The sequence below is a fragment of the Burkholderia sp. Z1 genome, assembly GCF_014893795.1.
Classification (GTDB): domain Bacteria; phylum Pseudomonadota; class Gammaproteobacteria; order Burkholderiales; family Burkholderiaceae; genus Burkholderia; species Burkholderia theae.
The window spans coordinates 1,231,235-1,249,453 of the sequence record NZ_JACFYL010000001.1 but is presented as its reverse complement, the minus strand read 5'-3'; the positions used below and the strand labels follow the sequence as shown (position 1 = coordinate 1,249,453).

The window sequence follows — 18,219 nt, the reverse complement described above, 5'->3', positions numbered from 1 at the left end:
GGGCATTTTTCGTAGTAACGTTGCTTGCCATACTGTTCTACGGAAAGCCTTACGTCGTACCCTACCTGGGCCTCACCGACTAGCTGCGCCATTCTTGGAAGTCGGGTGTGCGCTCTAGATCGCCGCTTGGCAAGGCTGCCGAAAACACTGTCCTTGGCGCATTGAAGCACCTTGCAGCCGAGCGCAGCGAGGATGGAGCTGGCGGGAGGTATACCGCTTTGTTGGGTGGTGAGTGGTGTCAGAACCATTGCTCGAACCACTCCGGGTTCTGGCCTGGCGCGGACACTTAGGCGAGGGCCACTCAGAGGGCCATGGCACCGGGAAGTCATGCGTTGTCCGAGCGCCTTTCTTTTGGTTACTTTTCTTTGGCAAGACAAAGAAAAGTAACCGCCGCCCCGCGCAGGGGCGACGCTAATAGACCGACACGATCACAGGTGCTTCACGACAAACGCAAGCAAACCACGAATCAATCCTTCCCACCCCGCTCAACCAGCGCGCCCCCGCGAGGCTCACTCCCAGTCTGCTTCTCGAGCCACGCTCGCCGATCCTCCCGAGGCGTCACCCCGAACCTCTCCCGATAAGCATTAGAAAAATGCGCAGCAGAAGAGAACCCACATGCAAGACTCACCTGCACAACAGACTTGCTCGTGCGCTGCAACTGCGTCCGAGCCTTGAGCAACCGAAGATTGAGGTAATACTTCGACGGCATCGCCCCAAGATACTGCCGAAACAACCGCTCCAACTGTCGGCGCGAAACGCCGACCAATTCGGCGATCTCATCGGTCGTCAACGGATCCTCGACATTGGCTTCCATCAGCAGCAACGCATCGTTCAACTGAGGATGCCGCTCGCCGGGCGCGGTCACAAAAGGAATCCGCTGGCGTTCCTCGCCGCTGCGCAACGTCCCCGCACCGAGCGCATCGGCAATTCTCTCGGCGAGATCGACGCCATGTTCCCGGCCAATCACGGCCAACATGAAATCAACGGTGGTCTGCCCGCCGGCACAGGTCGCCCGATCGCGATCGATCTCGAAGATCTGCTGCGTGACGATCGACCGCTCGAACTGCTCCGCGAACTGCTGATACGTCTCCCAGTTCACGCTCACGCGATACCCTGAAAGCTGCCCGGCCATCGCGAGCCACCACACGCCGTGGTGAATGCCGGTGACGAGCGGCGTGCGCTGCCCGACCCGCGCGAGACTCGCGAGAAAGAGCCGGTAATCGGCAAACTGCTGGAACCGCTCGGACACGACGATCAGCCAGTCGCACGCGATCGCATCGTTGAACGCCGCATCGGCATGCCACTGCGCACCGCCCGCGAGCGGCACCGGCCGCCCGTCCCACGAACAGACCTGCCAGCGATACAGCAACCGCCCGTCGATCTCGTTCGCGAGATTCAGCGCATCGACGATCGGGCCCACGCCCGACATCGACACGGGCGGCAATGCAACGATCGCCACCTGCGTCGTGCGGGTAGCGCCTGCGGGACGAGACACCGGTACCACGTATGAAACCCGCCCTGTCGCGTTACTTGAGACTGCCCGACAGGAACTGCTTCAGCCGCTCGCTCTGCGGGCGCACCAGCACCTCCTTCGGATCGCCCTCTTCCTCGGTCCGCCCCTGATGCAGGAACATCACGTGGTTCGACACGTTGCGCGCGAAGCCCATCTCGTGCGTAACGACGATCATCGTGCGGCCTTCCTCGGCCAGCTTCTGCATCACCTTCAGCACTTCGCCCACGAGCTCGGGGTCGAGCGCCGACGTCGGCTCGTCGAACAGCATCACGTCCGGATGCATCGCGAGCGCACGCGCGATCGCGACACGCTGCTGCTGGCCGCCCGACAGGTGCGACGGATACTGTTTCTCGACGCGCGGCGGCAAGCCGACCTTCTCCAGGTACTCGCGCGCACGATCCTCGGCTTCCTTCTTCGAAATGCCGAGCACGTGCAGCGGCGCTTCCATCACGTTCTCGAGCACGTTCATGTGCGCCCAGAGGTTGAAGTGCTGGAACACCATCGCGAGCTTCGTGCGGATGCGCTGCAACTGCTTGTGATCGGCGACTTCGAGCGCACCGGCACGGTCGGCCTTCGTGCGCACGGTCTCGCCGTCGACGACGATCTGCCCCGCATTCGGCCGCTCGAGAAAATTGATGCAGCGCAGGAACGTGCTCTTGCCCGAGCCGCTCGCGCCGATGATGCTGATGACGTCACCGGCCTTCGCGTTCAGCGACACGCCCTTGAGCACCTCGTTGTCGCCGTAGCGCTTGTGGATATCGACCGCCGCAAGCTTGGTGGAAGCGGAAGCGCTCGTTTGAGTGATCTCGGCCAACTGGCTCTCCTCGAAGTGAAATCAATGACGGCCGGCCGCGAGATACGCAAGCCAGTGGCGCTCCGCACGGCGAAACGCCGCGACGAGTGCGAAAGATACCGCAAGATAGATCAGCGCGGCGATTCCGAACGACTGGAACGCCATGTAGGTCGCGGAATTGGCGTCGCGCGCGACCTTCAGGATGTCGGGCACGGTCGCCGTGAACGCCACGGTCGTCGCGTGCAGCATCAGGATCACCTCGTTGCTGTACAGCGGCAGCGCACGACGCAGCGCCGACGGCAGGATCACGCGGCGATACATCGTGAACGGCGTCATCCCGTACGCACGCGCGGCCTCGACCTCGCCGTGCGGGATCGCGCGGATCGCGCCCGCGAAGATCTCGGTCGTGTACGCGCAGGTGTTCAGCGCGAACGCGAGAATCGCGCAATTGAAGCCGCTGCGGAAGAACGCGTCGAGCAGCGAGTGCGAACGCACGAACTCGAGGCTGTACATGCCCGTGTACATCAGCAGCAACTGCACGTAGAGCGGCGTGCCGCGGAACACGTACGTGTAGAACCGCACGGGCATCGACACCCACTTCTTCCTCGACACGCGCGCGACCGCGAGCGGCACCGCGCACACGAAGCCGAGCGAAATCGACGCAACGAGCAGCCACAGCGTCACCGTGAGGCCGGAGAGGCGCTGGCCGTCCCAGTAAAGGAACGCCTTGCCGAATTCCTGGAGGATCTCGATCATAGTTCTGCGTGCCGCACGCCCATGGAATAACGCTTCTCGAGCTGGATCAGCACGAGGTTGGAAACGGTCGTGATCGCGAGATAGATCAGCGCCGCGACGAGGATGAAGAAGAACATGTTGAACGTGCTCTTGCCGGCGTCCTGCGCGGCCTTCACGACGTCCGCGAGACCGATGATCGACACCAGCGCGGTGGCCTTCACGAGCACCTGCCAGTTGTTCCCGATCCCAGGCAGCGCAAAACGCATCATCTGAGGAAACATGATCCGCGCGAACACGCGCGCGCCGCTCATCCCGTACGCGGCACCCGCCTCGAGCTGGCCGCGCGGCACCGACAGGAACGCGCCGCGAAAGGTCTCGGTGAAGTACGCGCCGTAAATGAAGCCGAGCGTCAGCACGCCGGCCACGAACGGGTCGATGTCGATCTGGTCCCAGCCGACGAGGTCGGTGAACTGGTTCAGCCAGATCTGGATGCTGTAGAACAGCAGCAGCATCAGGACAAGATCGGGCACCGAGCGGATCAGCGTCGTATAACCGGTCGCGATCGCTCGCAGCACCCGGTTGTGCGACAGCTTCGCCACCGCGCCGATCAGCCCCAGCACCACCGCAGTGGCGAGCGACAGCACCGACAGCTCGATGGTCTGCACGGTGCCGGCCCAGAGGACAGGACCAAAGCCGTAAAGGAACACGCGCGTCTCCAGAGTTGGAATGGATGCCGGCGCGTATGCCTGTCCCGCGCCGGGTTGACGCGGATAGTCGCAAGCGAAATTGATTGCCTCAAATCACCTTGCGCGCGATTGCTGCGTTGCAGCAACTCGCCCCACCATTTGCGACGCAATCTACGCCGCTGTTTCAAAAGGAAAAAAGCCGCTTCCTGACAGTCGGATGACACGCAGGGAAGCGGACTTTTTGCAATTTTCCGGTCGCTTTTTCGATATAGCGCCGGCGACCGTTTACCGCCCCTTCAGGATGTCGGAGCGCGAGGTCGTATAGACAAGCCCGTCCGGGCCGAAATGGACATTGAAGAACGCGTCGGTGTTGACGCCGTCCTCGAGCCAGCGCCAGCTCCAGACCGTCTCGGGCTTCAGCGGGTACTGCGCGATGTCGCCGGGCTTGCCGAGCAGGCGCCGCACCTCGTCCTCGTTCATCCCGGGGCTCACCTTCGCGAAATTCTCGGCGGTCAGCACCTGCGTCGCGCCCGTATAGCGCCCGTTCGCGTCGAGATCGACGAACCACGTCTGGTTGCCCATCGGGCCGCGCGGATATTCGAGGCGCTTCGAGCCGTCGGTGAACTCGCGCTCGGTCTCGGGCTTGCCCATCGTGCCGCGCACGTCAGCCTCGGTCGATTCGCCGACCTTCAGCCCCTTCAGCAGCAGCGGCGCGGGCTTGATCGCATTGAAGAAGTCCCTGATGCGTTGCACGTCGAGGTTACCTTGCTTGTCGTCGCAGCCGGTCAGCGCCAGCACGGCGGCCAGCATCGTCACGGGAAGCAGCCGGAAACGGAAAATCATCGGAAGAAATGCACGTCGAGAAAACACGCGGCAAGCATACCCGTGCGGCGCCAAAAGCGCGAGACGGGCGCACGGCCCGTCTCGTGTTCAATGCGTCGTTTCGGTTTCTGTTTCGGTTTCGGTCATGCGGCTCGCCGCATGCGGCGCGCGCGGCACGGCCGGCGGCACATTGACGCGGCGGCGCGTGCGCACGAGTTCGGCGAGCTGCCACGAACCGAGCGCCAGGCAGCCGAACAGCACCTCGCGGCCGCGCTTGACCAGCGCGAGCGACAGCGCCGTCTCGCGGTCGACGCCGAACATCTGCGCGAGCAGCACGACGGTCGCCTCCTGCACGCCGAGGCCGCCCGGCACCATGAACGCCGCATGCCGCACGGCCTGCGTCATCGCCTCGATCGCGATCGCGCCGCCGATCGACACCGGATGGCCGAGCAGCGCGAGCGCCCAGTAGATCTCGAGCGCGCCGAGCACATAACCGGCCAGTTGCCAGAAGAACGCGCTGAACAGCAGGCCCGTGCGCGACATCAGCCCGTCGATGTCGGCGTCGAGCCGGCGGCCGTCGACACCCTGCAGCAGCCGGTGCGAATCGCCGAGCAGGCGGCCCGCGAAACGCTCGATCGCGTGGAAGATGCCGCCGCGGCGCATCAGCACGACGCCGAGCACCGGTAGCGGCAGCGTCAGCAGCAGTGCGAGGCCGATCGTGCCACCGCCCATGTTGTCCGTCGTCGCGAGCAGCAGCACGAGGCCGAGCGCGGCGAACGCATACTGGACGACGATCGTCACGAGCACCTCGACGATCACCGACGCGGTCACGCGGCTCGCGTCGGGCACCTGCCAGCGCGCGAGCCGGATGCCGACCAGCTCGCCGCCGATCCCGACCACGGGCAGCAGCCGGTTCACGGCCTCGCGCACGGTCGCGATCCACCACAGGAACGGCAGCGAACTGCGCCGGTCGAGCAGCAGGTGCCACGCATACGCATCGAGCAGCAGCGGCAGCGCGTGGAACGGCACGAGCCACAGCAGCGCGTAACCGGCGCGCGCGAGCATCTGCGACACGTCGCCGACGCCTTCGTGCAGCCCCAGCGCGAGCAGGATGCCGATACCGATCGGCCAGCCGAGCCACTTGATCCACTTGGTCATGACGGCTGCGCTCCCGGTGCGCGCGGCGCATGCGCGCCCCGCCGTGCCGCGGGTTGGCCGAACACGTCGGCAAAACCGCCGGTCGCGACACCCGAAGACTTCAGCGCGGCCGCGACGCGCGGCGACAGCAGCGCATCCAGTTCGTCGACCGGACGGTAACCTGCCATCGTCGGCGTGATCGGACCGTCGCCGGCCTCGGCCGGATGGCAGTAGATCTCGCCGACACCCGGCGGCAGCGACGCGAGCGCGTCGAGCAGCACGGCCTCGTCCATCGCGCCCGTGTGTTCGATCCCGACCACATAGTCGTTGTGCGCGAGCCCCGCTCGGTCGAGCCGCGCGCGCACCAGCGCGATCCACGGCTTGAGCAGCGCGGGTGCGGTCGTTTCGTACGGCAGCCGCACCGCACGCAGCCCGTAGTCGCGGCCGATCTCGATGATCAGCGACAGCACGGTCGGATGCAGGTGGAAATGCTTGTGCGCGTTCACGTGGTCGAGCGGCAAACCGCTCGCCGCGAACGCGTCGAACTGCGCGCGGATCTCGCGGCGCAACTGCGCACGCACGTGCGGCAGGAAGAAAAAGCGACAGCCGTCCTTCGCCATCGCGTCGCCGAAGCGCCCGTCGGGGCCGACGAGCGCGGGAATCTCATGCGCGGGCAGCGTGGCCGGCCCGTCCGCGAGGACGAGATGCAGGCCGACCGCGAGCGACGGCAACCGCCGCGCGCGTTCGATCGCATCCTGCGCGGCGGGCGCGCCGACCATCAGGCTCGCGGCGTTCAGCACGCCGTCGCGGTGCGCACGCTCGACCGCCGCGTTGACGCGCGGGTGCAGCCCGAAGTCGTCCGCGGTAAAGATCAGCGCCCGCGCCGCCCGCTGCGTCGCCACGAATCAGGCCTCGTGCGCACGCAGGAAGCGGAAGAACTCGACACCTTCGCGCAGGCGGCGCTTCATCATGTCCCAGCTCGTCAGCATCTCGCGGACGATTTCCCAGATCTTCGACGGACGGAAGTAGAACTGGCGATAGAACTGCTCGAGGTGGTGATAGATCTCGTCGCGCGACAGGTGCGCGTAGCCGATCGCCGCGAGCTGCACGCCTTCCTTGCTCACCAGGTTGATGGTCTTGTTCTCTTCCATCCAGCCGTTTTCCACGGCCTGCTTGTAGAGCGTCGTGCCCGGATACGGCGCGGCGAGCGAGACCTGGATCGTGTGCGGATTGATTTCCTTCGCGTACTCGATCGTCTTCTTGATGGTTTCCTGCGTCTCGCCCGGCAGGCCGAGAATGAAGGTGCCGTGGATCTTGATGCCGAGCTTCTTGCAGTCCGCGCTGAAGCGGCGCGCGAAATCGGTGCGCACGCCCTTCTTGATGTTCACGAGGATCTGGTCGTCGCCGGATTCGAAGCCGACCAGCAGCAGGCGCAGGCCGTTTTCCTTCATGACCTTGAGCGACTTGTACGGCACGTTGGCCTTCGCGTTGCACGACCACGTCATGCCGAGCTTGCCCAGACCGATGGCGATGGCTTCGGCGCGCGGCAGGTCGTCGGTGAAGGTGTCGTCGTCGAACATCAGTTCCTTCACTTCCGGCATGTTGTCGCGGATCCACTTCGCTTCCGCGAGCACGTTCTCGACCGAGCGCGTGCGGTAGCGATGGCCGCTGACCGTCTGCGGCCACAGGCAGAACGTGCAGCGCGATTTGCAGCCGCGGCCCGTGTAGATCGATACGTACGGGTAGTTCAGGTAGCCGATGAAGTAGTTGTCGATCTTCAGGTCGCGCTTGTAGATGGGCGCGACGAACGGCAGTTCGTCCATGTTCTCGAGGATCGGACGCGCTTCGTTGTGCTCGATCGAGCCGTCCTTCGCGCGCCAGCTCAAGCCCTTGATCTCGGGGAACGGCTTGCCTTCGGCGATTTCCTTGCAGGTGTAGTCGAATTCCTCGCGGCACACGAAGTCGATTGCGTCGCTCGCCGTCAGCGAGTTGTGCGGATCGACCATCACCTTCGCGCCAACCATGCCGACCAGCATCGACGGCTTCATCTTCTTCAGATCCTGCGCGAACATCGCGTCGGTCGGGAACGACGGCGTGCTCGTGTGGATGATCACGAGGTCGTAGTCGTTGGCGATCTTCAGCGTTTCCTCGACCGACAGGCCGTCGGCCGGCGCATCGAGGACGCGGCTGCCCGGCACGAGCGCGGCCGGCTGTGCGAGCCACGTCGGATACCAGAAGGAACGGATTTCGCGCTTCGCCTGATAGCGCGAGCCGGCTCCGCCGTCGAAGCCGTCATACGAAGGGGCCTGCAAGAACAGCGTTTTCATGAGTGCTCCGGTAGCCTGCATAGTTCGATTCGTTACAACGATTCAGTCAATAAACCGCGGGCCGCCCTGCCGGCGCCCGCCTCTCTGTCATGTCGCGCCGCGCGGCCTCGCCGCGCAACGCGTCTCGGCCCTCGGGCCGGGTTCGGTCGGGAACGGCCCTAGCGGCCGTCCACCGCTTCCACCGCCGTCGCGCGTTCGCCGCCGACGACCGTCATCCTTGCACCGCGCCACACGACGTGCGTGCCGAACGCGGCCGCGAGCCACTCGAGCGCGAGCAGCGTGTCGCGTACCGCGACGAGCGGCAGGTCGCGCCAGAACGCGCGCCAGCCGTCCTCGCCGCGCGCGTGCAGCACCAGCCGCCCGAATGCGCCGACCACGGCCGCCCCGCCCGCCAGCGTGCCGGCGAAAGTTCCGTCGAGACGCAGCGCAAGTGCCGCGCCGATCGCGAGCCACGGCACGGTAAACGTAATGAACAGGAACGCGAAACCAGCCGGATTCAGCGAACGGATCGTGCGCAGCCAGCGCGTCTCGCGGTGCCACAAAGGCCCGAACGACGGTTCGATCACGTCGGTCGCGACCTCGACTTCCGACAGCACGGTGCGCCGCCCGAGGCGGCGCGGCAACTCGGCAAGCCAGAAATCGTCGGCCAGTTCGTCCTTCAGCGCGAGAAAACCGCCGATCCGGTCGAGCGTGTCGCGCGTCAGCGCGAGCGTCGCGCCGAAGCCGAAGCGGCTCGAGCGGCCGAGGTGCGTGATCCGCACCGACGGCGCGAACCAGGCGTCGACGAACTGCGCGCCGATCCGCGTCCAGAACCCGCCGACGCTGCGCGCATGATACAGGCACGTGACGACACCGACCGACGCATCGGCGAGCGGTGCCGTCACGCGCTCCAGGTAATCGGGCTTCACCGCGATGTCGCTGTCCGCGATCACGATGCGGCCGTATTTCGCGCGCTCGGCGAGATTGATCAGGTTGCTGACCTTCAGGTTCTTGCCATGCACGCGCGAATCGACCACCAGCGTGATGTCGCACTCGGGATAGTCGGCGCGCAGCCGCTCGACGACGGCAATGGCCGGATCGGCCGCCGACTGGACGCCGAACAGCACTTCATACCGCGGATGACGCTGCTCGCAGAACGTCGCGAGGTTTTCGTACAGGTGCGGCTCCGCGCCGCACAGCGGCTTGAGCACGCTGACCGGATCGAAGCCGTCGCGCGCGGCCGTGCGCGGCGTGCGCGGCCGCGGCGCGAACGCGGCGACGAGCGCATAGCCGGCCGCGGCCAGCGTGAACACGATCAGGAGCCAGTCGAGCAGCGTTGCGGTTTGCGTCATGCGCAACGCCTCCCGGCGACCTGATCGCCACGGAGAACGCTTGAGCGTGATTCAGCGTGATGCGGTATTCCGACAACGACGAACGCGGGCACGACCCGACTCCTTGTTCCAGCAGCGTCTGTGTATGGGGGAGGCACGACCCATTCCTCGGGTACGACCATGCCCGGCTTCGCTTGGCGCATCTTCGCGCGCGGCCCGGACGGGATGCGGGAAGACTCGAATGGCTACCATCGGCACAACATGGGCAGGCGCCGGATTTTAGCAGCCTGCGGCATACCGCGCTCGGCACTACGAGAAACGGACTGGTGCAATTCCGGCAAAGCTGTGCTGCCGGAGAACCATTTGGGCGCAACCGCGTTCACGTTAGCGTAAGCGCTTTGCAGGCGTATTGCAGTCTTGAAAATCAAACGTTTCGTGCAAATTTGTAGGTCGATGCGGATTCACATCCAATCGCCGTAAAGATTGGTAATTCTTTGGTGATTAGCTTTATTTTTGCAACAATGACCCAAATCGCCCCGGCACCCCTGAAAGGCGCATGGGTATCGGCGCGTCGCAAGCACGTTCCGGAACCCTTTGGCAAAATCCTTGGCATTTGTTGCGTAAGCGCATCACCGCGCGCCCCCATTCGAAGGCCACCCGATGACACCGTTTTCCGTACTCGATCTCGCCCCCATTCCGGACGGCGCAGACGCCTCCCAGGCTTTCCGCAACACCGTCGATCTCGCGCAGCATGCGGAACGCTGGGGCTACCAGCGCTACTGGCTCGCCGAGCACCACAACATGCCCGGCATCGCGAGCGCGGCGACCGCCGTCGTGATCGGCCATGTCGCGGGCGCCACGAAGACGATCCGCGTCGGCTCGGGCGGCATCATGCTGCCGAACCACGCGCCGCTCGTGATCGCCGAGCAGTTCGGCACGCTCGCGTCGCTGTATCCGGGGCGCATCGATCTCGGTCTCGGCCGCGCGCCCGGCACCGACCAGACCACGTCGCGCGCGCTGCGCCGTGACCTGATCGGCAGCGCCGATTCGTTTCCGGACGACGTCACCGAACTGCAGCGCTACTTCGCGGAGCCGGTGCCCGGCCAGCGCGTGCGCGCGGTGCCCGGCGCGGGGCTCGACGTGCCCGTCTGGCTGCTCGGTTCGAGCCTGTTCAGCGCCCAGCTCGCCGCGATGCTCGGGCTGCCGTTCGCGTTCGCGTCGCACTTCGCGCCGGATTACCTGATGCGCGCGCTCGAGATCTATCGCGCGCAGTACCGGCCGTCGGCCGCATGGCCGAAGCCGCACGCGATGGTCGGAGTCAACGTGTTCGCGGCCGATACCGACGACGAGGCGCGGCGCCTGTTCACATCGCTGCAGCAGCAGTTCATCAACCTGCGGCGCGGCACGCCGGGCAAGCTGCCGCCGCCCGTCGACGTGCTCGAGGCAAACGAACTCGAACTCGCGAACGTCGCGCATTCGCTGTCGTTCGCGGCGGTCGGTTCGCGCGACACGGTGCGCGACAAGCTGCGCGACCGCATCGCGCAGACGGGTGCCGACGAAGTGATCATCACCGCGCAGATCTACGATCACGCCGCGCGGCTGCGCTCGTTCGAACTGGCCGCGCAGATCCGCGACGAGCTCGCGAACGAGGCGCGCTGACGGTACTGGCGCGGGCGGACGATCGCCCGCCCCGCGTCACTGCGGGTGCACGGCTTCCAGCCCGTCGAGCAGCGCCTTGTGGAACGCGTCCGGATCCTGGATCTGCGGCGCGTGCCCGAGCGCCGGGAATTCGACGAGCTGCGCGCCGGGGATCGCCGCCTGCGTGCGCTTCGCGAGTTCCGGATAGTGACCAAGCTTCGCGTGCACGTCGGGCGGCGCGACGTCCTTGCCGATCGCGGTCGTGTCCTTGTCACCGATCATGAGCAGCGTCGGCACGCGGATCGCACCGAGTTCGTAGACCACCGGCTGCGTGAGGATCATGTCGTAGATCAGCGCGGAGTTCCACGCAACCGCGTCGCGGCCGGCGCCGCGATACATGCCGGCAAGCATCTGCACCCAGCGCTCGTACGACGGCGACCACTTGCCCGCGTAATACGTCGACTGTTCGTAGCGGCGGATGCCTTCGGCCGTCGTCTTCAGTTCGCGCGCATACCAGTAGTCGACCGACAGCGGCGGCACGCCGAGCGCCTTCCAGTCCTCGAGGCCGATCGGGTTCACAAGCACGAGCTGGTCGGTCGCCTTCGGATACATCAGCGCATAGCGCATCGCGAGCATCCCGCCCGTCGAGTGCCCGACGATCGTCGCCGCTTTCACGCCGATCGATTCCAGCAGCGCGTGCGTATTGCGCGCAAGCTGTTGGAAGCTGTACTGGTAGCGATCGGGTTTCGACGACTTGCAGAAGCCGATCTGGTCCGGCGCGATCACGCGATAGCCGGCGCGGCTCAGCACGCCGATCGTGTCTTCCCAGGTCCCCGCGCAGAAGTTCTTGCCGTGCAGCAGCACGACGGTGCGGCCGTTCGGGTGTGCCGGCTGCACGTCCATGTACATCATCTCGAGGGTTTCGCGCTGCGATATGAACGCGTAGCGATGCACGGGCTCCGGGTAGTCGAAGCCTTCCAGCCGCGGGCCGTACACCGGCCCGTCGTTGCCGGCGGGCACCGGGGCGGCCTCGGCCGCGGAGGTCGCACATGCGAAGGCAATGCCCGCGCCAAACAGGGCAGCGCGCGCGACAGACAACAACTTGCAAATCGGAAGCATGGCGGTCACGGTGATTGGAAACGCACGCGGGCAGCCGGACGGCGCCGCGCCCCGCGATTCTACGCGGTCGCGTGACGACGGCGCGCAACACCGGCGCCGCGCAACTTCCGCGTGCGCGACGAACTCGGGTATCGTGTGACGTGACCCTGAAACGCGTGCAGGCGAATTCCCATGAAAAACGTCCTCAGCATTCAGTCGCACGTCATCTACGGCCATGCCGGCAACAGTGCGGCCGTGTTTCCGATGCAACGCCTCGGCGTCAACGTCTGGCCGCTCAATACCGTCCAGTTGTCGAATCACATGCAGTACGGCCACTGGGCCGGCAGCGCGATCGATGCCGCTAAGATGGAACAGCTCGTCGACGGCATCGCCGCGATCGGCGCGCTCAAGCGTTGCGACGCCGTGCTGTCCGGCTTCCTCGGTTCGCCGCCGCAGGCGCGTGCGGCAGCCGAGATCGTGCGCACGGTGAAGGCGATGAATCCGAACGCGTGGTACTTCTGCGATCCGGCGATGGGTCAGACGGGCGGCATCCGGCCCGAACCCGGCGTCGAGGAATACATGGTCCAGGAGATGCCGGCGCTCGCGGACGGCATGTCGCCCAACCACACCGAACTGCAGAAACTCGCCGGGCGGCGCATCGAAACCGTCGCCGAAGCCGTCGACGCATGCCGCGCGCTGATCCGCCGCGGCCCGCAGATCATCCTCGTCAAGCACCTGCACGACCGCAACAGCCCGGCCGATCGTTTCAACATGCTCGCCGTCACTGAAACCGAGGCGTGGATCGGCCAGCGTCCGCTGTACGCGTTTCCGCGCCATCCGGTCGGCGTCGGCGACCTGACCAGCGCGATCTTCGTCGCGTGCCGGCTGCGCGGCGACTCCGTGCGCGCCGCGTTCGAGCACACGCTCGCGGCCGTGCACGCGGTCGTGAAGGCCACCTACGACGCGCGCCGCTACGAGCTCGAACTCGTCGCCGCGCAGGACGAAATCGCGCGCCCGAGCGAATGGTTCGGCGCGTGGGTGACGGACGCCTGACGCGTCGGCACCACCCGCCGTTTCAGCGGCGCATAACGCGCGCCGCCCCGCTTTCCGGACCCGCTCCTCCCGCACGCCGCCGTTGGCGCTACGCATCCCGATGCGACTTCGACGCGGATGCAAACGTTTCCGGACTTCACATGAATGACACCGATTTCTCGCTATGCTCGCGGCGGCACAAACCGGCGCAGCCGCATCCTGCGACCCGGGCGCGCCCTTCCCGTAGGCCCCGCCAATCGGCTCCCCCCTTTATCACACGATAACGACCATGACCCGATCGAACCGTCGTGACTTCCTGCGCGTCGCCGCCGGCACTGCCGGCGCCGCCGCGCTGAACCTGTTTCCGCCCGTGATCCGCGATGCGCTCGCGATTCCCGCGAACCGCCGCACCGGCACGATCCGCGACATCGAACACATCGTGATCCTGATGCAGGAGAATCGCTCGTTCGACCACTACTTCGGCACGATGCGCGGTGTCCGCGGCTTCGGCGATCCGCGCCCGCTGCGCCTCGCGAACGGCAAGTCGGTGTTCCACCAGCCGGTCGGCCCGGCCGAACTGCTGCCGTTCCACCCGGGCGCGGACAAGCTCGGCCTGCAGTTCCTGCAGGACCTGCCGCACGGCTGGCAGGACATGCATGCCGCATGGAACAAAGGCCGCTACGACCAGTGGGTGCCGAACAAGGGCACCACGACGATGGCGTACCTGAAACGCGACGACATCCCGTTCCACTACCAGCTCGCCGACGCGTTCACGATCTGCGACGCGTACCACTGCGCGATCCCGAGCTCGACCGACCCGAACCGCTACTACATGTGGACCGGCTACGTCGGCAACGACGGCACGGGCGGCGGCCCGGTGCTCGGCAACGAGGAAAAGGGCTACGCCTGGACGACCTATCCGGAAGTGCTCGAGCAGGCCGGCGTGTCGTGGAAGATCTACCAGGACATCGGCACGGGGCTCGACGCGAACGGTTCGTGGGGCTGGACGCAGAACCCGTACATCGGCAACTACGGCGACAACTCGCTGCTCTACTTCAACCAGTACCGCACCGCGCTGCCCGGCACGCCGCTGTACGACAAGGCGCGCACCGGCACCAACATCAGCGCCGGCGGCACGCTGTTCGACGTGCTGCAGCAGGACGTGAAGAACGGCACGCTGCCGCAGGTGTCGTGGATCTGCGCGCCGGAAGCGTATTCCGAGCACCCGAACTGGCCCGCGAACTACGGCGCGTGGTACATCGAGCAGGTGCTGCAGGCGCTGGTATCGAATCCCGAGGTGTGGAGCAAGACCGCGCTGTTCATCACGTACGACGAAAACGACGGCTTCTTCGACCACGTGCAGCCGCCGTTCGCGCCGCAGTCGCGCGACAACGGCCTGTCGACCGTCGCGACGACCAACGAGGTGTTCGCCGGCGACGCGTCGCACATGGCCGGCCCGTACGGGCTCGGGCCGCGCGTGCCTATGCTGGTCGTGTCGCCGTGGACCAAGGGCGGCTGGGTCTGCTCGCAGACCTTCGATCACACGTCGCTGCTGCAATTCATCGAGGCACGCTTCGGTGCGCAGCATGCGGTCGCGGCGGCGAACGTGTCGCCGTGGCGCCGCACGGTGTGCGGCAACCTGACGTCCGCGTTCGACTTCTCGACACCCGACGCAAGCTGGCCGCAGCTCCCGGACACGAGCGGCTACGCGCCGCCGGACCGCACCCGGCACCCCGACTACATCCCGGTGCCGCCGGTCGTCCAGCATCTGCCGAAGCAGGAGCACGGCCTGCGTCCGGCACGCGCGCTGCCGTACGAACTGTTCGTGCACGGGCGGATCGATGACGCGAGCGGCCAGTTCCGGCTGACCTTCGCGAACACCGGCACCGCGGGCGCGGCGTTCCAGGTCCAGGCACGCAACCGCGTCGACGGCCCGTGGGCGTATACGGTCGACGCCGGCAAGCGGCTGTCCGACACGTGGAGCCCTGCGCCGTCGCTCGGCCTGTACGACCTCGACGTGTACGGCCCGAACGGCTTCTACTGCCACTTCCGCAGTCCCGCCGCGTCGGCGGTCGGGCCGGCGAGCGTCAACCCCGAGGTGGTCTACGGCTACGACGTCGCGAACGGCAACATCACGCTGCGCCTGATGAACCGCGGCCACCGGACGGTACGGCTCAAGGTGACGAACGCCTACGGCCACGGCCATGCGCGCGAGTTCGATCTCAAGCCCGGCACGCACGTCGACGACTACTGGGACCTGCGCGGCAGCCACGGCTGGTACGACCTGACCATCAGCGACGGCAAGCCGCTCGGCTTCCAGCGCCGCTTCGCCGGCCACGTCGAGACCGGCCGTCCGAGCACCAGCGATCCGCTGATCCGCACGACCGCGTCGCATCACGACGAGCAAGCCGCTTCGGACGCGCTGTCCGACTGACGGTATCCCCCAGCGCGGCGCGGCCCCGGCGGGTCGCGCCGCGCGTCCGCCTCGCGCCGTACCCCCTCCTCCCCGCCCGTTCCGTTCGCGACGGGAAACTCCCGATACCGGCCGCCACCGCACGCGCGGAAGCTATGCGCAAATCCTCACCGAATGCGCGGCAAATTGCCAAGACCCGTGCATATCGGCGACCTATATATCGAGGCGATCGGGGCTCTTCGCGGAGCCTGACGGGAGATTCTTCCGAGGCGCACGATGCCGACCTCCCCGCCCGATTCCGAGAAGCGGTCGAACCGCCCGCCCGTCGCACGCGCCCGGCTCGCACGAGCGCGTGCGGTACCCACTCGCAGGTATCGAACAAGAGGAACAACATGAAATTCCGTCATTCCCTGCTGTCGGTGTCGATTGCATCCGCGCTTGCCCTCCTCTCGCAACAGGCCGCCTGGGCCGCCGACGCAACCGACGTGAAGGTCGGCTTCGCCGCGCCGCTCACGGGCGTGAACGCCGGCTACGGCAAGGACCTGCAGAACGGCGTGCAGCTCGCGCTCGACGATGCCGCCGCGCAGAAGGTGCAGATCGCCGGCAAGCCCGTGCATTTCAATCTCGTCGTGCAGGACGACCAGGCCGACCCGCGCATCGGCGTGCAGGCCGCGCAGGCACTCGTCGACCAGAACGTGTCGGTCGTGGTCGGCCACTTCAACTCGGGCACGACGATTCCGGCGTCGGTCGTCTACGACAAGGCCGGCATTCCGGTGATCGACCCGGCCGCGACCAATCCGACACTGACGTCACGCGGGCTCGCGAACATGTTCATGGTGATCGCGACCGACGGGCAGAACGCCGGCAACGCGGGCAAGTACGCGGTCGACGTGACCAAGGCGAAGCGCATCGCGATCATCGACGACCGCACGGCGTTCGGCCAGGGCGAGGCAGACGAGTTCGAGAAAGCCGTGAAGGCCGCCGGCGGCACGATCATCGGCCGCGAGTTCACCAGCAACCAGGCGGTCGACTTCCGCGCGCAGATCACGAGCCTGAAGGGCAAGAACCCCGACCTGATCTTCTTCGGCGGCCTCGATTCGCTCGCCGCGAACTTCATCAAGCAGATGCGCCAGTTGGGGCTGAACGCGCAGTTCGTCGGCGGCGGCGGCGTGAAGGACAACGAGTTCATCAAGATCGCGGGCCCGGCCGCCGAAGGCGCGATGGCGTGGGAATACGGCCAGCCGCTCGACGAGCTGCCGCAAGGCAAGGACTTCGAACAGCGCTTCAAGAAGCGCTTCGGCGTCGACGTGCTGTCGTATGCGCAGTTCGGCTATGACGCGGCCTGGGCGGCAATCAAGGCGATGCAGGCGGCCGGCTCGACCGACCCGAAGGTCTATCGCCCGGCGCTCAAGAAGATCGACTTCGAAGGGGTCACCGGCCGCATCTCGTTCGCGAACGACGGCTCGCTGAAGAGCGGGATGTCAACGCTGTACCAGGTGAAGAGCGGTGCGTGGAAGACGATCGTGACGAAGGGAGGCTGATCGGCTTATTGGTGGCGGCGGCCGGCGGCGGTAACGCCGCCCGGCCCCGCAGATCGATGAAGCCACATCGATCTCATATGACGACTGATATTCAGGCGATCTAGCAAAGCCAGCGGCAACGCAGGCCGCGCAGCCCGGCGCGTCAGCTGGCCTGCGTGTCGCGCTCGGCTTCAGCCGCCTCGTGCGCGCGGCGCAGCCGCTCGCGGCTATTGGTGAGGTGCGTGCGCATGGCCGCGCGTGCGGCCTCCGGATCGTGGCGCGCGATCGCCTCGTAGATATCCTCGTGCTCGTGGTTCAGCCGGCCGACGTAACGCTCGAGATCGTCACCGGCGAAGCGCGCCGAATTCACGCGCGTACGCGGGATGATCGACGTGCCGAGCTGCGACATGATGTCGACGAAATAGCGGTTGCCGGTGGACTGCGCGATCTGCAGGTGGAACTGGAAGTCGAGCTGCGCCGTGTCGCGGCCGCCGCCCGCGCCCGTCGCGATCGCGTCGAGCGCGCGCCGCAACGCGGCGAGGTCGGTATCGTTCGCGCGCTGCGCGGCGAGGCTCGCGCACTCGCTCTCGAGGCTGATGCGCAGCTCCAGCACCGCGAGCACGTCGCGCAGCGTCGTGATCGTCGCGGGATCGATGCCGAGCGTCTGGCGGCGCGACGGCTCCAGCACGAAGCTGCCGATGCCATGGCGCGTTTCGACGAGGCCGCTCGCCTGCATCCGCGAGATCGCCTCGCGCACGACCGTACGGCTCACGCCCTGCGCCGCCATGACTTCGGTTTCGGTCGGCAGCTTGTCGCCGGGACGCAGCGTGCCGTTTTCGATCTGCGCGGTCAGCGCGTCGACGACATCTTGTGCGAGGCTGCGTGCGCGACGGCGCGGCGCTGCGGGAAACGTAGGCACGGACATGAGGCCGGTTCCTTTTTGAATGATCGTAATATGTGGGCCGAGGGTTTACGCGGGGTTTGAGCGAAAGCCGATGATTCATTATACTGCGTCACAAGTCATCCGACGACTGATGATCGATGCACGGATCTCCTGTCGACTCAAGCCGGCATTTCAGCGCCTGCCCGGTCCCATGCCTTACGATCAGCCAGCGTTCGCGTTCCGCGCTCCGCTGGTTCGGTTGTCGCTTCCACCCCGTTCCGGGTTGCTGTCGACATGCAGGCCTTGCGCGCC

15 protein-coding genes are annotated in these 18,219 nt (G+C 66.3%); 4 read left to right on the top strand and 11 right to left on the bottom strand.

What is annotated here, in order from left to right:
- Positions 1–466 precede the first annotated feature (466 nt).
- The 9 genes from H3H55_RS05825 to hpnI all read right to left on the bottom strand — a co-directional run bounded on the left by H3H55_RS05825 (position 467) and on the right by hpnI (position 9,344).
- Positions 467–1,504, bottom strand: a complete 1,038-nt coding sequence (locus H3H55_RS05825) for a GlxA family transcriptional regulator (RefSeq protein ID WP_048249482.1) — start codon at positions 1,502–1,504, stop codon at positions 467–469.
- 22 nt (positions 1,505–1,526) lie between these two features.
- Positions 1,527–2,327, bottom strand: a complete 801-nt coding sequence (locus H3H55_RS05820; RefSeq protein ID WP_193097946.1) for an ABC transporter ATP-binding protein — start codon at positions 2,325–2,327, stop codon at positions 1,527–1,529.
- Between the two features lie 21 nt (positions 2,328–2,348).
- Positions 2,349–3,062 (bottom strand): ABC transporter permease, encoded by a 714-nt coding sequence (locus H3H55_RS05815; RefSeq protein WP_048249484.1) that lies wholly within the window; start codon positions 3,060–3,062, stop codon positions 2,349–2,351.
- Entirely contained in the window at positions 3,059–3,748 is a 690-nt protein-coding gene (locus tag H3H55_RS05810) for an ABC transporter permease (RefSeq protein WP_129514102.1), read from the bottom strand. Before H3H55_RS05810 ends, H3H55_RS05815 begins: the two co-directional genes overlap by 4 nt.
- 264 nt (positions 3,749–4,012) lie before the next feature.
- Positions 4,013–4,570, bottom strand: coding sequence for a hypothetical protein (locus tag H3H55_RS05805; RefSeq protein WP_193097945.1), 558 nt, complete (start codon positions 4,568–4,570; stop codon positions 4,013–4,015).
- Positions 4,571–4,657: 87 nt separating this feature from the next.
- Positions 4,658–5,707, bottom strand: a complete 1,050-nt coding sequence (locus H3H55_RS05800) for a lysylphosphatidylglycerol synthase domain-containing protein (RefSeq protein WP_193097944.1) — start codon at positions 5,705–5,707, stop codon at positions 4,658–4,660.
- Positions 5,704–6,588: a hopanoid biosynthesis-associated protein HpnK gene (hpnK, locus tag H3H55_RS05795; RefSeq protein ID WP_193097943.1), complete on the bottom strand. Its 885-nt coding sequence runs from the start codon at positions 6,586–6,588 to the stop codon at positions 5,704–5,706. Before hpnK ends, H3H55_RS05800 begins: the two co-directional genes overlap by 4 nt.
- 3 nt (positions 6,589–6,591) lie before the next feature.
- A complete protein-coding gene (gene hpnJ / locus H3H55_RS05790; protein ID WP_129514098.1) occupies positions 6,592–8,013 on the bottom strand; it encodes a hopanoid biosynthesis associated radical SAM protein HpnJ in 1,422 nt (473 codons plus the stop codon).
- A 158-nt stretch (positions 8,014–8,171) separates the two neighbouring features.
- Positions 8,172–9,344: a bacteriohopanetetrol glucosamine biosynthesis glycosyltransferase HpnI gene (hpnI, locus tag H3H55_RS05785; protein WP_193097942.1), complete on the bottom strand. Its 1,173-nt coding sequence runs from the start codon at positions 9,342–9,344 to the stop codon at positions 8,172–8,174.
- A gap of 639 nt (positions 9,345–9,983) precedes the next feature.
- Between hpnI and H3H55_RS05780 the strand changes: the two genes are divergently transcribed.
- Complete coding sequence (locus tag H3H55_RS05780) at positions 9,984–10,982, top strand: LLM class flavin-dependent oxidoreductase (protein ID WP_193097941.1); 999 nt, start codon at positions 9,984–9,986, stop codon at positions 10,980–10,982.
- A 36-nt stretch (positions 10,983–11,018) separates the two neighbouring features.
- Here the strand turns inward: H3H55_RS05780 and H3H55_RS05775 are convergent, their stop codons facing one another.
- Positions 11,019–12,080: an alpha/beta fold hydrolase gene (locus H3H55_RS05775; RefSeq protein WP_193097940.1), complete on the bottom strand. Its 1,062-nt coding sequence runs from the start codon at positions 12,078–12,080 to the stop codon at positions 11,019–11,021.
- Between the two features lie 171 nt (positions 12,081–12,251).
- On the opposite strand from H3H55_RS05775, the gene pdxY reads away from it, so the two are divergent.
- The 3 genes from pdxY (at position 12,252) to H3H55_RS05760 (ending at position 17,045) form a co-directional block, all read left to right on the top strand.
- Complete coding sequence (pdxY, locus tag H3H55_RS05770) at positions 12,252–13,112, top strand: pyridoxal kinase PdxY (protein WP_129514094.1); 861 nt, start codon at positions 12,252–12,254, stop codon at positions 13,110–13,112.
- A gap of 268 nt (positions 13,113–13,380) precedes the next feature.
- Positions 13,381–15,525: a phosphocholine-specific phospholipase C gene (locus H3H55_RS05765; RefSeq protein ID WP_193097939.1), complete on the top strand. Its 2,145-nt coding sequence runs from the start codon at positions 13,381–13,383 to the stop codon at positions 15,523–15,525.
- 371 nt (positions 15,526–15,896) lie between these two features.
- Positions 15,897–17,045 carry a branched-chain amino acid ABC transporter substrate-binding protein gene (locus tag H3H55_RS05760; RefSeq protein ID WP_048249499.1) on the top strand — a complete coding sequence of 383 codons (1,149 nt, stop codon included), beginning with the start codon at positions 15,897–15,899 and terminating at the stop codon, positions 17,043–17,045.
- Positions 17,046–17,187: 142 nt separating this feature from the next.
- Here H3H55_RS05760 and H3H55_RS05755 read toward each other — a convergent pair whose 3' ends face one another.
- Complete coding sequence (locus H3H55_RS05755; RefSeq protein ID WP_129514092.1) at positions 17,188–17,949, bottom strand: FadR/GntR family transcriptional regulator; 762 nt, start codon at positions 17,947–17,949, stop codon at positions 17,188–17,190.
- Between the last annotated feature and the right edge of the window lie 270 nt (positions 17,950–18,219).

Coding starts and splice junctions, on each gene's coding strand:
- H3H55_RS05815 (WP_048249484.1), bottom strand. CDS start 3,062: ATGATCGAGATCCTCCAGGAATTCGGCAAGGCGTTCCTTTACTGGGAC.
- H3H55_RS05805 (WP_193097945.1), bottom strand. CDS start 4,570: ATGATTTTCCGTTTCCGGCTGCTTCCCGTGACGATGCTGGCCGCCGTG.
- H3H55_RS05800 (WP_193097944.1), bottom strand. CDS start 5,707: ATGACCAAGTGGATCAAGTGGCTCGGCTGGCCGATCGGTATCGGCATC.
- hpnJ (WP_129514098.1), bottom strand. CDS start 8,013: ATGAAAACGCTGTTCTTGCAGGCCCCTTCGTATGACGGCTTCGACGGC.
- hpnI (WP_193097942.1), bottom strand. CDS start 9,344: ATGACGCAAACCGCAACGCTGCTCGACTGGCTCCTGATCGTGTTCACG.
- H3H55_RS05780 (WP_193097941.1), top strand. CDS start 9,984: ATGACACCGTTTTCCGTACTCGATCTCGCCCCCATTCCGGACGGCGCA.
- H3H55_RS05775 (WP_193097940.1), bottom strand. CDS start 12,080: ATGCTTCCGATTTGCAAGTTGTTGTCTGTCGCGCGCGCTGCCCTGTTT.
- pdxY (WP_129514094.1), top strand. CDS start 12,252: ATGAAAAACGTCCTCAGCATTCAGTCGCACGTCATCTACGGCCATGCC.
- H3H55_RS05765 (WP_193097939.1), top strand. CDS start 13,381: ATGACCCGATCGAACCGTCGTGACTTCCTGCGCGTCGCCGCCGGCACT.
- H3H55_RS05760 (WP_048249499.1), top strand. CDS start 15,897: ATGAAATTCCGTCATTCCCTGCTGTCGGTGTCGATTGCATCCGCGCTT.
- H3H55_RS05755 (WP_129514092.1), bottom strand. CDS start 17,949: ATGTCCGTGCCTACGTTTCCCGCAGCGCCGCGCCGTCGCGCACGCAGC.